This window comes from Pigmentiphaga kullae, assembly GCF_004216695.1.
Taxonomy (GTDB): Bacteria; Pseudomonadota; Gammaproteobacteria; order Burkholderiales; family Burkholderiaceae_B; genus Pigmentiphaga; species Pigmentiphaga kullae.
The window spans coordinates 1,180,507-1,194,275 of record NZ_SGXC01000001.1 but is presented as its reverse complement, the minus strand read 5'-3'; the positions used below and the strand labels follow the sequence as shown (position 1 = coordinate 1,194,275).

The 13,769-nt window shown below is 70.6% G+C and carries 14 protein-coding genes; 6 read left to right on the top strand and 8 right to left on the bottom strand.

Annotated elements, in window-relative coordinates; translation table 11 throughout:
• Positions 1 to 18: 18 nt before the first annotated feature.
• The 3 genes from EV675_RS05875 to EV675_RS05865 are packed head-to-tail and all read left to right on the top strand — an operon-like array spanning position 19 to position 2,535.
• Positions 19 to 996, top strand: a complete 978-nt coding sequence (locus tag EV675_RS05875) for a tripartite tricarboxylate transporter substrate-binding protein (protein WP_130356410.1) — start codon at positions 19 to 21, stop codon at positions 994 to 996.
• Positions 997 to 1,009: 13 nt separating this feature from the next.
• Positions 1,010 to 2,143: an alanine racemase gene (locus tag EV675_RS05870; protein WP_130356409.1), complete on the top strand. Its 1,134-nt coding sequence runs from the start codon at positions 1,010 to 1,012 to the stop codon at positions 2,141 to 2,143.
• Positions 2,143 to 2,535: a RidA family protein gene (locus EV675_RS05865; RefSeq protein ID WP_130356408.1), complete on the top strand. Its 393-nt coding sequence runs from the start codon at positions 2,143 to 2,145 to the stop codon at positions 2,533 to 2,535. The genes EV675_RS05870 and EV675_RS05865 overlap by 1 nt, the downstream gene beginning before the upstream one ends.
• A gap of 7 nt (positions 2,536 to 2,542) precedes the next feature.
• Here EV675_RS05865 and EV675_RS05860 read toward each other — a convergent pair whose 3' ends face one another.
• From EV675_RS05860 to EV675_RS05845, 5 genes are read right to left on the bottom strand one after another with little or no spacing between them, the layout of a single operon-like run.
• Entirely contained in the window at positions 2,543 to 3,532 is a 990-nt protein-coding gene (locus tag EV675_RS05860; RefSeq protein ID WP_130356407.1) for a Bug family tripartite tricarboxylate transporter substrate binding protein, read from the bottom strand.
• A 53-nt stretch (positions 3,533 to 3,585) separates the two neighbouring features.
• Complete coding sequence (locus EV675_RS05855) at positions 3,586 to 4,689, bottom strand: cupin domain-containing protein (RefSeq protein WP_165404455.1); 1,104 nt, start codon at positions 4,687 to 4,689, stop codon at positions 3,586 to 3,588.
• Positions 4,690 to 4,699: 10 nt separating this feature from the next.
• Positions 4,700 to 5,461 (bottom strand): alpha/beta hydrolase, encoded by a 762-nt coding sequence (locus EV675_RS29675; RefSeq protein WP_165404454.1) that lies wholly within the window; start codon positions 5,459 to 5,461, stop codon positions 4,700 to 4,702.
• Positions 5,462 to 5,517: 56 nt separating this feature from the next.
• Entirely contained in the window at positions 5,518 to 6,468 is a 951-nt protein-coding gene (locus tag EV675_RS05850; RefSeq protein ID WP_130356405.1) for a LysR family transcriptional regulator, read from the bottom strand.
• Positions 6,469 to 6,508: 40 nt separating this feature from the next.
• Positions 6,509 to 7,417, bottom strand: coding sequence for a LysR family transcriptional regulator (locus EV675_RS05845; protein WP_130356404.1), 909 nt, complete (start codon positions 7,415 to 7,417; stop codon positions 6,509 to 6,511).
• Between the two features lie 99 nt (positions 7,418 to 7,516).
• Here EV675_RS05845 and EV675_RS05840 point away from each other — a divergent pair, with 99 nt between their 5' ends.
• Together EV675_RS05840 and EV675_RS05835 are read left to right on the top strand one after the other, a co-directional pair.
• Positions 7,517 to 8,731, top strand: a complete 1,215-nt coding sequence (locus tag EV675_RS05840) for an MFS transporter (RefSeq protein ID WP_130356403.1) — start codon at positions 7,517 to 7,519, stop codon at positions 8,729 to 8,731.
• On the top strand, positions 8,728 to 9,474 hold the full coding sequence (locus EV675_RS05835; protein ID WP_130356402.1) for an SDR family oxidoreductase: 747 nt from the start codon (positions 8,728 to 8,730) through the stop codon (positions 9,472 to 9,474). Before EV675_RS05840 ends, EV675_RS05835 begins: the two co-directional genes overlap by 4 nt.
• On the opposite strand, the gene EV675_RS05830 is transcribed toward EV675_RS05835, so the two are convergent.
• Entirely contained in the window at positions 9,432 to 10,421 is a 990-nt protein-coding gene (locus tag EV675_RS05830; RefSeq protein ID WP_130356401.1) for an alpha/beta hydrolase family protein, read from the bottom strand. The genes EV675_RS05835 and EV675_RS05830 overlap by 43 nt on opposite strands.
• A gap of 77 nt (positions 10,422 to 10,498) precedes the next feature.
• Complete coding sequence (locus tag EV675_RS05825; protein WP_130356400.1) at positions 10,499 to 11,767, bottom strand: amidase; 1,269 nt, start codon at positions 11,765 to 11,767, stop codon at positions 10,499 to 10,501.
• Between the two features lie 63 nt (positions 11,768 to 11,830).
• Here EV675_RS05825 and EV675_RS05820 point away from each other — a divergent pair, with 63 nt between their 5' ends.
• Complete coding sequence (locus EV675_RS05820; RefSeq protein WP_165404453.1) at positions 11,831 to 12,745, top strand: LysR family transcriptional regulator; 915 nt, start codon at positions 11,831 to 11,833, stop codon at positions 12,743 to 12,745.
• Between the two features lie 10 nt (positions 12,746 to 12,755).
• Here EV675_RS05820 and EV675_RS05815 read toward each other — a convergent pair whose 3' ends face one another.
• The gene (locus EV675_RS05815; RefSeq protein ID WP_130356398.1) at positions 12,756 to 13,739 is read right to left on the bottom strand and encodes a Bug family tripartite tricarboxylate transporter substrate binding protein; all 984 of its coding nucleotides are present in this window, start codon (positions 13,737 to 13,739) and stop codon (positions 12,756 to 12,758) included.
• Positions 13,740 to 13,769: the final 30 nt, after the last annotated feature.

Genomic DNA, 13,769 nt, shown 5'->3' with positions numbered 1-13,769 from the left:
CCTCTTCCTGGAGTCCCCATGAAAACCGCCGCCATCGCCGCGGGAGCGCTGCTCGCGCTCGCCGCCACTTCTTCCGCCTGCGCCCAGGCCTGGCCCGACAAGCCTGTCACCCTGATCATGCCGTTCCCCGCGGGCGGTCCCAGCGATGCGCTGGGGCGGGCCGTGGCGGCCAAGCTGGGGCCGCGCCTGGGCGTCTCGGTCGTGGTCGAGAACGTGGGCGGCGCCGGCGGCTCCATCGGCATGCAGAAGCTGGCCCGCGCCGCCGCCGACGGCTATACCATAGGCTTCGGCACCATAGGCACGCATGCGGCCAACATGATCATGTATCGCAAGCCGCTGTACGACGCACGCAAGGATTTCGAACCGCTGGGCCAGGTCGGGTCGGCGCCGATGCTGCTGCTGGTCAAGCAGGGGCTGCCCGTCAACGACTTCCCGCAGTTCGCCGACTATCTCCGGGCCCACAAGGCCACCATGTCGTACGGCAGCGCGGGCGTGGGTTCGATCGCGCACCTGGCCTGCCTGCTGCTGCTGAGCGACATGAAGGCCGAGGTCATGCACGTGCCCTACAAGGGGGTGGCACCGGCCACGACCGGGCTGATGGGCGGCGAAACCGACTTCATGTGCGACCAGACCACCACCTCGCTGGCGCAGGCCGCCAGCGGACGGGTGCGGGCCGTTGCCGTGCTGACGCGCGAGCCCTTCCCCGGCCTGCCCAAGGTCGCCACGGCGCAAAGCAGCGGCAGGACCGCCATCGACTTCCGTTCGTGGAACGCGCTGTTCGCGCCGCGCGGTACGCCGCCCGCCATCGTGGACAAGCTCAACGCCGCCATCAACGACGCGCTGGCCGACCCGGCGCTGGTCAAGCAGATGCGCGACGTGGGCGTGGAATTCCCCGCCCGCGCCGACAACACGCCCGGCCACCTCGCCCGGCTGGTGGACAGCGAGATCGCCCGCCTGCGCCCCATACTCGAGGCCAGGAACGTCTACATCGATTGAACCCAGGCACATCATGCAACTGAACGAACTCGAAACTCCCGTCCTGGTGCTGGACCGGACCAGGATGGACCGCAACATCGCGCGGCTGCGCGAGCGGCTGGCTCCCTTCGGCGTCGCGCTGCGGCCGCACGTCAAGACCAACAAGTCCGCCGACGTCGCGCGGCGCCTGGGCCCGCCCGGCACGCCCATCACCGTCTCCACGCTGAAGGAAGCCGAATACTTCCTGGACCACGGCTGGACCGACATCCTTTACGCCGTGGGCATCGTGCCGTCCAAGCTGCCGCACGTGGAGCGCCTGGCACGGCGGGGCGCCCGGCTGACACTCATCCTGGACAACGCCAAAGCGGCAGCGGCCACCCACGCCTACGCGCTCGACCACGGCCTGCGGCTGCCCGTGCTGATCGAGATCGATACCGACGGGCACCGATCCGGCGTCAAGCCCGAGGACCCCGTGCTGCTGGACATCGCCGCCCGCCTGTCGGGGCGCGAAGGCGAGGGCGCCTGGGCGGCGGGCGTCCTGACCCATGCCGGCGACTCCTACAACTGCCGCTCCACCGAAGCCATCGTCGCCATGGCCGAGCAGGAACGGGCGGGCGCGGTGCGGGCTGCGCAACGTCTGCGCGAGGCCGGCCACGCGGCGCCGGTGGTCAGTGTGGGCAGCACCCCCACCGCGCATTTCGCGCGCTCGCTGGACGGCGTCACCGAGGTGCGGGCCGGCGTGTTCGTGTTCTTCGACCTGGTCATGAACGGGCTGGGCGTCTGCCGGACCGACGACATCGCCTTGTCCGTGCTGTGCACCGTAATCGGCCATCAAGAGGAAAAGGGCTGGCTGATCACCGATGCGGGCTGGATGGCCATGTCGCGCGACCGCGGCACGGCCAGACAGCCGGTGGACCAGGGCTATGGCCTCGTGTGCGACCTGGAGGGAAAGCCGCTGCAGGACCTGATCATGGTCGACGCGAACCAGGAACACGGCATCATCCGCCATCGCGCCGACCCCGCCGCCACGCCCATGCTGCCGGTGGGCACCCTGCTGCGCATCCTGCCCAACCACGCCTGCGCCACCGCCGCCCAGCACGGCGCCTATGCCGTCGTGGCCGCGGACACCGGCGTCGAGGCCCACTGGCCGCGCTTCGGGGGATGGTGATGAGCGACGTCGCGTTCCCGGCCGTGGCGGACCTTGCCGCGCCGCGCGGCCACTATGCGCACGTGGCCGCTGGCGGCGGCCTTGCCTTCGTGTCCGGACAACTGCCGCTGGATGCCGCGGGCGAACCGCGCGCCGACCTGCCGCTGGACGAGCAGGCCGCCCTCGCGCTGCGCAACGTCGAAGCCGCGCTGGCCGCGGCGGGGTGCAACTGGCACGACGTCTTGAAGGTCACGGTTTACCTGGCCGGCGTGGAACACTGGCCGGCCTTCGACCAGGCCTACCGCCGGGCGCTGGGCGATGCGCGGCCGGCGCGGGCGGTCGTGCCCGTGCCGGCGCTGCACTACGGCATGCGGGTGGAAGTCGAGGCGGTGGCGCTGCGGCCCGCGCCGTAGCGTCACTTCAGTCCAGCACGATGTTGGCCTCGGCCGCGATCCGGCGGAACTTGGCGATATCCTGCACGACCTGCCTGGCCAGGACGTCGGCCGGCTCGTACTGCACGTTCAGGCCGATGTCGTAGGCCTTGGCGCGAAATGCCTCGTCCCTGGCCAGCGCCTGCGTCGCGCGCGCCAGCCGTTCCACCACGGCGGGCGGCGTCCCGGCCGGCGCCATCACGCCCTGCCACCAGGTCATGTCATAGCCCTTCAGGCCCGCCTCGTCCACCGTGGGCACGTCGGGCAGGCGCGGGTCGCGGGCGATTCCGGTGGTGGCGATGGCCTTGACCTTGCCCGCGTCGACGTAGGGCTTGGCCGCGCCGTCGTGGGTACAGCTGACCTGCCCGGCGATCACGTCCTGCAATGCCGGGCCGCTGCCGCGATAGGGCACGTGCACGATCTTCACACCCGCCATCACGTTGAACAGTTCGCTGGAGAAATGATTGCCCGTGCCGGGGCCGGCGCTGGCGTAGCTCAGCTTGCCGGGATGGGCCTTGGCATAGGACACCAGCTCGGCCACGGTATTGGCCGGCACCGAGGGATGGCAGACGATGGTGCTGGCATACCAGAACAGCTTGGCGATGGGCGTGAAATCCTTGACCGGATCGAACGGCAGCGAAGCCGCCGTGGCCGGGAGGGTGCCGTGCGTGATGGAGTTGGCGTACAGCAGGGTATAGCCGTCGGGCGCGGCGCGCGCCGCTTCCGAAGCCCCGATGCGGGTACCGCCGCCGCCCTTGTTCTCCACGTATACCGTCTGGCCCAGCAGCTCGCCCAGCTTCTGCGCGACCAGCCGGGCGGATACGTCGGTCACGCCGCCCGGCGCGTAGGGCACGATCAGCTTGATGGACTTGGCCGGATACGGCTGGGCATCGGCCCGCCCGGCTGCCAGCGCCAGGCTCGCCACGAACAACGCGGCCAGGCGCCGCCCGCGTTCCGACACGACAAATCCTTGCTTCATCTCCACTCCTCCTTTGCCGCGCGGCCTCTCTGCGGAGGCTGGCGGATCATGGTTCAGGCGCGTTCGGCGTCGAACGTGATGTTGACCTTGCGGAAGGCCTCGACCACCTCGGGGCCGAAGCGGCGCTTGACCTCTTCGCCCACCTTGGGGGAATAGACGACGGTATCGCTCATCCGCTCCTGGCCCTGGATGATCACGAACAGCCGCGCGGTTTCCTTGCCGGTGTTGCGGAAGGCGCGCATCGCGCCGGTGGGCACGCCCACCAGGTCGCAGGCGCGCACCGGCAGGCGGTACTCGTCCTCGAAGCCCCAGGTGATGTCCCATTCGCCATCCAGCACGAAGAACGATTCCTGCGTGTCGAAATGCGCGTGCGGCAGCGGGCCGTCGTCGGGCACGCATTCGGCGATCGCCACGTACAGGCCCGGGCCGCCCTTGAGCGGCGCATCCTGCGAGCGGCCGAGGTGGCCGTCCGGCACCAGCAGCGGAAACACGGAACTGGCGGTCAGCCACTCGGTGGCCTCGGCCGGAATGGCACTGCGCGCGTTCAGGGCACGCTTGTACGGCACCAGCGTGGCGAAGCGGGTCACGCGCTGCGCCATCGTGTCCGGATCGGCCTCGCGTCCGCGCCCCGGCTCGACGCGCGCATTCAGCGCAGCCAGCTCTCGCGCCTCGATCGCCGCCGGCAGCGGCCCCGGGAATATCGCGGGATAGGCGCAATCGGGCGCGCCATTGAGCAGCATCAGCGCCTTGGCACCCTCCGCGCCATGGCAGGAAACCTCGTGCAGCACGTCGGCGGGTATCGACAGCATGTCGAAGCGCCCCAGGCGGATCTCGTGCGCCAGATCCGGGCCGAAGCGCACGCGCAGCGTGCCCGCCAGGCACAGGATGTTCTCCATGGCATCGGGGTTGCGGTAGGGCAGCGAACCCCGGCCGGCGTCCCACGCCGCATAGCCGGTGCAGGCGCGCGCGGGGCTGGGCACGCGGGGGTCGGCGAAGCGGCCCCGCGTGCTGCGGGCCCCCATCAAGGCCACCAGTTGCCCGCCCCACAGCGCGCGCACAGCGTCGGCGCGCGCGCCTTCGCGCTCCGCCTCGGCATAGTCGTCGAACCGCGCCGTGCGGGCGCCCATGGCTTCGTACGAGACATCCAGGGTTTTCATCCAGGCTCCATCAACAGGGAATAGCGCCGGCCACGGCCGGCCGGCAGGCGGCGCGCAGCCGCGAGACGAGAAAGGCGGCGGCATCGTCCAATCGCTCGCCGGAAAGTTCCAGGTGGGGGCCGGGGTAGGCCACCAGCCGCTTGTCCTCGCTGCCCAGCGCGTCGAACAGCTCGGCCGTTCCCGCGCGGTCGAAGATCTCGTCATCCCATTGCTGGGTGAACCACACGGGAATGCGCAGTTGCCGCGCCGCCGGCGCCAGGTGTTCGCTGGCGGGATACGAGACGCCCCACAGGCCTAGCACGGCGGCGCGCACCCGATCGTCCGCGGCCAGGTAGGGCAGCCCGTAGGCCGTGCCCATGGAAACGCCCATGTAGCCCACGGGCCGATCCGCCAGCACCGGCCACGCCAGCAGGGCATCCAGGAAGGCGCGCCAATCGGCCGTCATGCTGTCGCGGGCGGCCCCCTCGCGCCACGCGGCGCGGAAATCCGCCTTCGCCGCGCCGGCGTCGCGCGAGCCATCGGCTCGGCGGTCCCCATGCACCGGGCCGTCGATGGCGGCGACCGCATAGCCTGCGGGCAGCAGGCGGTCGCGCATGGCCAGCACTGCCGTCGATTCCTTGTGGCCACTGCCGCCATGGCAGGCCAGGACCAGCCCGGCACAGGGATCCGGGGGCAGCCAGGCGATGCCCGGCACAGCGCGGCCCTGGACGGAAAGCCGCAGCCGCTCTTCCCGCCACCGGCGGTCCACGGGAGCAATCAGGTGATCTTGCATGCCGGCGATTACAGCAAGCCGGCCCGGTGCGGCACAATCGCGCGCCGCCGATACCGCTATTGAGAACCGTCGATCGCCGCGTCCTGCCGCAGTTGCGCGGCCACGTCGCGCATCACGCCGCGCAGCCAGATATGCGCGGGCTCGCGGTGCACGCGCTCGTGCCACAGCATGCTCAGATCGGCGCGGTCGGTGTCGAAAGGCAGGGGCAGGATCTGCAGCGGCAGGGTCCGTGCCGCGTCGCAGGCGATGCGCTGCGGCACGATGGCCAGCATGTCGGTCACCGCCACCACGTCGGCCGACAACAGCACGTTGGGCACCCGCAGCCCCACGTCGCGGGCCAGGCCGCGCCGCTCCAGGATGTCGTCCACCATGACCTCGATGGTCGGATAGGGCACCGGGCCGGTGCCCCAGACCACATGCGGATAGGCCAGGAATTGCTCGAGCGTGAGCGAGCCCCGGATGCCGTCATGGCCGGCCGCCGCGATGCAGACGATGCTTTGCGGGTACAGCACGGTCTGGTGCAGGTCCTGCGGCACCTGCCGGACATAGCCGATGACGAGATCGCCCTCGGCGTCGCGCAGGTATTCGTGGGTGCGGCGGATGTCCACCGGCCGCGACGTGAACCGCAGCCGCGGCGCCTCGCGCCGGGCGCGGGCCATCAGGCCGGGCAGGAACTGGCGCGCCACGCCCTCGGAAGCCAGGATGCGGAAATGCCCCTCGGCCACCCCGGGCACGAACTCGTCGGTGCCGCGCGTGGCCGCGTCGATCAGTTCCAGCGCCTCGTGCACCTTGCGCGCGAGCTCCACGCCGCGCGCCGTGGGCTCCATGCCCGACGAGGTCTTGACCAGCAGCGGGTCGTGGAAGATCTCGCGCAGCCGGGCCAGCGCGCTCGACATGGCCGACTGGCCGATACCGACCCGCTCGGCCGCGCGCGTCACGTGCCGCTCGCGCATCAGGGCATCGAGATAGGTCAGCAGCTGGAGGTTGATTCGCTTGTGGTCGGACATGCGGCTGGGGTGTTCCGGATCCGGGAACCGGCGATGCCTGTCATTGTAGCCATCGGGCCTCCTTGCGGCCGCGCAATCCCAGGACCGCTTCGCTGACCATGCCCAGGGCGCGGTTGAGCGGCTTGTCGCGCCGCATCACCCAGGCCAGCGTGCGTTCCAGGCCGGGCGCGAGGCGGATCACGTCCAGTCCGCCGCGTCGGCCGGGCGGCGCCACCGCAAGCCCGGGCAGAATGGACCATCCCAGGCCGGCGGCGACCATTTCCTTGATCGCCTCGACGCTGCCCAGCTCCATGACCGGCTTCACGCGGCAGCCCGCGCGCGCGAACCACTCATCGATCAGCCGCCGGGTGTTGGCGCCCGTCTCGAACAGCACCAGCGGCCGACGCGCCAGCGCCTGGGGCGAGATTCGCCGTGCCGACGCCTCGCCCTTCGGCGCGATGGCAACGAAGGCATCCTGGACGATGGGCGTGATGTCCAGGCTGCGTCCGGTGGCGGGCAAGGTCACCAGCGCGGCATCCAGCGCATTGTCCTCCACCCGCCTCAGGATCTCGGGCGTGTTCCCGGTACTGACCACGATATCGATGGCCGGCATCCTGCGCTTGAGCTGGCGCAGCACTGGCGGAAGCAGATGGATGCACGCCGTGGCGCCGGTACCCACGCGCACCAGCCCGCCCGGCGTGCTGGCATGGCGCTGCATAGCCGCCTCGGCATCATCCAGCGCCAGCTTGATGCGCGCCGCATGCTCCAGCAGCAGTGTGCCGGCCTGCGTCGGCGCCACCCGGCGTCCCACCCGCTCGACCAGCCGCAATTGCAGGCGTCGTTCCAGCTCGCGGATCTGGTGGCTGACGGCGGGTTGGGTCATGCCCGCCCGTTCGGCGGCGGCGGTGAAGCTGCCCAGTTCCATCGCGCTGCTGAAAGTCAGCAGATAGGCGGGATTCAGCGATTTCATAGAAGTCGTTTATGCATTGCATAAAGGGATGTCGATTCATTTATGTAACGCCTGACGCTAGAGTTCGGCAACGCCCCCTGCCTCATTTCCTTCGCCACGATGTCCGACCCCACCGCCAAGCCCCTTCGCCCGTCCGCCGCCGGCGGCATCACGGCCACCCTGGTCGTGTGCCTGGGATGCGCACAGATCGTTTCCTGGGGAACCATGCATTACCTGGTGTCCGTATTCGGGCCGGCGATACAGGCGGAACTGGGCTGGAGCGCCGGTTTCGTCCACGGCGGCTTCTCGTGTGCGCTGGCCGTCATGGGCCTGTCCTCGGTCTGGGTAGGCCGCAGGATCGACAAACATGGCGGCCGCGCCCCGATGATGGCCGGCTGCGTGCTGGGCGCCGCCGGCTGCGTCACGCTGGCCGCCGCCCACCATGGCACCGTCTACTACATGGGCTGGGTGCTGCTGGGGCTCGGCATGCGGCTCGCCCTGTACGACGCCGCCTTTGCCGCGCTCGCCCACCTGGGCGGTCCGGCGTCGCGCCAGGCCATGTCCCAGGTCACGCTGTTCGGCGGGCTGTCTTCCACCATCTTCTGGCCATTGGGGCAGTGGCTGGGACAGGAATGGGGCTGGCGCAGCGCGCTGGCCGTCTACGCCTTGCTGCTGCTGGCCTCGTCGCTGTTGTACCTGGCCCTGCCACGCGGCCACGGGCCGGATACCGCCGGCACCGCACCGGGCCCGGACGCGCCCGATCGGCCGGCGGCCCGCGCGGACGTGCTGTTGTACGGCTGCATCGCGACCCTGGCCCTGTTCATCCAGACCGGCATGTCGGCGCACCTGCCCGGCATCCTGCGCGGGCTGGGCTGGACGCCCGGCATGGCGGTCTCGCTGTCCGCGCTGTTCGGCATCGGCCAGGTCGCGGGCCGGGTGGGCATCGCCGCGACGGGACGCCGCGCCCGGACGCTGACGGTCAACCTGCTGCCGTGCCTGTTGTTGTGTCTGTGCTTCGCCGCCGGCCTGGCGGCGGGCGCGACGCTGCCGGGCGCACTGGCCTTCACGCTGCTGTATGGCGCCGGCAACGGCATGGCCACCATCATGCGCGGCGCCATTCCGCTGGCCCTGTTCGACGCGCGCAACTATGGACGTATCGTGGGGGGCGTGCTGCGCCCCGCGTTCATGCTGAGCGCCGCCGCACCGGTATGCTTCGCCCTCGTCATCGGGCATGTCGGCCACGCCGGGCTGCTGGCCGCGGCGCTGGCCATGGCCACGGCGCAGCTCGCGGCAGCCCTCCTCCTTCGTCACCGCCACCAGGATTCCCCATCATGACCCATCCCGGCACCCTCATCGTCACCGGCGGCAGCCGAGGCATCGGCGCGGCCGTCGTGCGGCTCGCCGCGGCCTCGGGCTACGACGTCTGCTTCACCTACCGCGAACAGGCCGACGCGGCCCGCGCTCTGGCCCAGGACATCCGGGCCATGGGGCGGCAGGCGTGCTGCGTCCAGGCCGATGTCGCAGACGAGGCGGCGCCCGGACTGGCCTTCGACGCGGCGGCCGCGCTGCCCCATACGGTGACCGCTCTGGTGAACAACGCCGGCACGACCGGCCCCATCGGAGCGTTTTCCGCCGTCGAGACGTCGGTGTTGCGGCGCGTACTCGACGTCAACGTCCTTGGCACCATGCTGTTCAGCCGACAGGCCATACGGTACTGGGCGGGCAGGAGCATGGGCGGAAGCATCGTCAACATTTCCTCCGTCGCGGCCACGCTGGGCGCGCCTCACGAATACGTCCACTATGCCGCGTCGAAAGCGGCGGTGGAGAGCTTCACGGCCGGGCTCGCGCGCGAGACGGCAGGCCAGGGCATACGGGTCAACGCCGTATCCCCGGGCACCACGCTGACGGACATCCATGCGGCCGCGGGCGAACCGGACCGGCCTTCGCGCATCGCCGCCCGGGTGCCCATGGGAAGGGTGGCGCGGCCGGAGGAAATCGCCGATGCGGTCGTCTGGCTGCTGTCTGAAAAGGCCGGCTACGTCTCCGGCGAGACCCTCAAGGTGGCCGGCGGCCTGTAGACACCGACGGGCACAGGCCGTGCTGCGTGATCGCCGCCGGCGCGCAGCCACTCCAGGGCCAGCGGCCACAACAGGTCCTGGTAGTCGCTGTGGAAGAACGCGAAATGCCCGATCGCCTTGCTGCCCACGTCCTCGGGCGCGATGCGCAGATGCGTGCGTTCGCTGCGCGTGAAGTAACCCAGGGTGCGCTCGATGGCCGCCACCGTGCCAAAGGGATCGTCGGTCAGGCTGATCGCCAAGATGCCGGCCCGCGCGGAGGCGGCAGGCAGCGCGGCGCCGCCGAAGGCCCGGCGGGCGCTGGGCCGGTCTTCGTAGCGTGGCGTGGGCGTGCTCCAGTCCAGCGCGACACCTGTGGGCGTATCTTCCAGCCAGCCCACCCTGCGTCCGGGGAAATAGCCACATGCCCGGGCCAGCAGCGGCATGGCCAGATGCCACTTGGCCACCATGCGCCAGCGTACCGAGGCATCATAGTCCCGCCAGTACGCGAACTGGGCACCCACGGTAACCATCCTGCCGATCCGCGAACAGGACGCGGCCAACGCGGGAGCCCAGCCGCCGAAGCTGTGCCCCACGACATGGATATCGCGGCCCGGCCACATGGCGGCGGCATAGCGCAGCACGGCCTCGCAGTCCTTCGCGCCCCAGTCGGTCCAGCTTGCCTGGAAACCGCGCAGGCGGTCCGGACGCGACTCGCCTATGCCGCGGTAGTCGTAGGCGACGACGTCCATGCCGTTGTCATGCAGGTACTGGGCGAAGCGGAAGTAGTAGCGGCACTTGACCGAGGTGGCCGCGTTGATGATCACCACCGGCCTCGTCACCGCGCCCACGTCGATCCCGCGCCAGACAAAGCCGCCCAACGGATAACCGTCGGCGGCATGAATGACGACGGGCAGCGCGGCGGCGGGCCGGTCGAAGCCGGCGGGCGGGGGCTTGGGCAGGGCGCTCATGGTGGTTTTGGATCGAACAACGCCCTACGATACCCCGCTCGCCCGGACCGCACCAGCCCGCAAGGCGTGCGGTCCGCTCAATCCGCGGCGGCGCATCCCTCGGCGAACGCCGCCGCGGCCAGCAGCTCGAGATCGCGACCCAGCACGCCTATCAGTTGCGCCCCCAGCGGCAAACCCGCCGGCCCACGGCCCACCGGCAGGGACAAGGCGGGCAGGTGCAGGAAGGTCCACAGCCCGCCGTAGCGCGGCGAACCGGTCTCCATGCCGACCTCGGCCTCGCCGTCGGCCGCCGGATACAGCAGGACGTCGGCGTCGTCGAACAGGCTGGCGGCCTCGCGCTGCGCCGCCCGCATGGACGACCGCAGTTCGGCGTACCCGGCCATGGACAGACCCGCCTCGGCCTCGACCCGCTGTTGCAGGCGCGGGCTGAGCCGGTCGCGATGCCACCGGCGTTCATACGCCAGCGACTGCCGCAGTTCGAACGCCGACAGCCGGGCCTGGAGCGCCACGGCGGCCTCCAGGCCCGGCGGCAGGTGCACGGTCCGCAGCCGGGCGCCGCCGCGTTCGAGCCGGCGGGCGAAGGCCAGCAGCGTCTCGATGGTCTCGGGCCGGGCGGCCGCCCACTGGCTGGATTCGCACACGGAGACCCGGAGCGCCCCCGGCTCGCGCGCGGACGCAGGGCCGAACACGGCATGGCGCGCGTCGGCCACCGTCCGGGCGAACACGCCTATCGTGTCCAGGCTGGGACTGGCATGCTTGAGGCCGGACGTATTGATCAGGCCGTAGGACGGCTTGTAACCGACGACGCCGCAATAGGCCGCGGGGCGGATGATGGAGGCACTGGTCTGGGTGCCGAACGCCAGCGGCACCATGCCGTCGGCCACGGCGGCGGCCGAGCCGCTGGACGAGCCACCCGGAGTGCGCGACGGGTCCAGCGGATGACGGGTGGCGCACGGCGTCAACGTGGCGAACTCGCAGGTCTCGGTCTTGCCGAGCAGAAGCCCGCCCGCCTCGCGGGCCGCCGCGATGCAGGCGGCATCGGCCGCCGGGCGATGGCCGGCATAGATGGGCGAACCGTAGGCAGTTGGTAGATCGGCGGAATCCAGGATATCTTTGGCGGCGAAAGGCAGGCCGCGCAAGGGCCCCGCGGCGGCGCCTCGATCGGCCTGCCGGGCCTGGGCGATCGCGCGCTCACTGTCGACCTGCGTGAAGGCGCGCACCGTCGCGTCGCGCTCGTCGATGCGGTCCAGGCAGGCCCGTACCAGGGCTTCGCTGCTGAGGCTGCCTTCCTCGATCGCCCGCAGGGCGGACAGCGCGCTGAGAAAATTGGGGGCTGGGGTCTTCATGCCGGGGAAACCATGTCAATAGAACGAACGGCCTTCGAAGCCGTTCCATACATCGGGAAAAAAGTGCCACTGCTTTCCATGCGCCTGCTCCACACGTTCTCGGTCGTCGCGCAAGAGCTGCATTTCGGCCGGGCCGCCGAGCGGCTCCACATGACCCAGCCGCCGCTCAGCCAGCAGATCCGCCAACTGGAACAGATGATCGGAGCCGAGCTTTTCCATCGCACGACGCGTTCGGTCAGCCTGACGCCCGCCGGGCGGATCCTGCACGACCGCGCGAAAAAGATCCTGCAGGACGCCGAAGCCGCGGCGGACGCGGCCCGGCGCGCCGCCAGCGGATCGGCCGGCAGCGTCGCCGTCGGCTTCACCGCCAGCTCCATCTACCGGACGCTGCCCCGTCTGGTCTCGGCCTTCCGCCGCCAGTACCCCGAGGTCGAATTGCGGCTGGAGGAAATGCGGCCCGAGCCCATGCTCGATGCGCTGCACGCCGACAAGCTGGACGTCGCGCTGCTGCGGCCGCCGGAAAAGTCCCTCGCCGACCCGCGCCTGGCGCACAGCGTCATCGCGCGGGAGCGGCTGGTGCTGGCACTGCCCGCCGATCATGCCCTGGCGCATCTCGAACAAGTGCCGGTCAGCAACCTGGATGGGCTGCACCTGATCGGATTTTCTCCCGACCAGGCGCCGTACTCGTATGAACTGTGCCAACGGCTCTTCCATGCGGCGCAAGTCGTGCCGCACGTGGTCCAGGCGAGCATCCTGCCGACCATGCTGGCGCTGGTCGAGGCGGGCATGGGCGCGGCGCTGGTGCCGGCCTCGGCCCAGGCTACCTGGAGCGGCGCCTTGCACTACCGGCCACTGGCGGACACGCAGGAAAACATCACCACGCTGTACGCGGTCCGCAGGCAGGACATGCGCAACCCGGCGGCCGAGAAATTCATCGGCCTGGCCGCAATGCAGGGCGGCGTGCCGCGCGAACCGTAGCACGCGCGGCCTATTGGGCCGTGATCTTGGCGGCGCGGATCACCTTCTCCCACTTGGTGTTCTCGGTGGCGATGAACCGGCCGAACGCCTCCGGCGAATCGCCCACCACGCGCGCGCCCATGTCCTCGAGCTTGCGCCGGATGTCGGGCTGCCCCAGCACCTGGCGCACGGCGCCGTTCAGCTTCTCGACCACCGGCTGCGGCGTGCCGGCGGGCGCGACCAGCCCGTACCAGTTGGTGAACTCGTAGCCCGGCACGCCGGCCTCGGCCACGGTAGGCACGTCCGGCAACAGCGGAGAACGCTCGCTGCCCAGTATCGCCAGCGCGCGCAGCCGTCCGTCGCGCACGTAGGGCAGCGCCTGGAGCAGGCTGTCGAACGACGCCGACACCTGCCCGCCGATCAGGTCCGACAAGCTCTGGCCGCTGCCCTTGTAAGGCACGTGCGTCAGCTTGGTGCCGGCCAGGCTGTCGAACAGTTCGCCGGCCAGATGCGGCCCGCCGCCTATGCCCGACGACGAGTAAGTCAGATGGCCGGGACGCGCCTTGGCCAGGTCGATGAACTCGCGCAGGGTCCTGGCCGGCACCGACGGATGCACCAGCAGCGCGAACTGCACCTCCACCACCTTGCTGACCGGCTTCAAGTCGCGCTGAACGTCGACCCGCATCGAATACAGGTAGGGATTGACCGCCAGGTTGCCCATGGTTGCCATCAGCGTGGTGTAACCATCGGGCGCGGCCTTCGCCACGTTCTCGGTGCCGATGACGCCACCCGCGCCCGCCCGGTTCTCGACCACGACGGATTGGCCCAGCAGCTCGGCCATGCGCGGCGCCACCAGCCTGGCGACGATGTCCGTCCCGCCCGCCGGCGCGAACGCCACGACCATGCGGACCGGCTTGTCGGGATAGGTCTGCGCGCTGGCCGGACCGGCCGCGGCGGCCGCGGCAATGGCCCACGCGGCGTGGCGGAAGAGGGAAGAAGAAAGGATCTTGCGCATGGCGTGCTGTCCTGGACGGAATGATGGGGC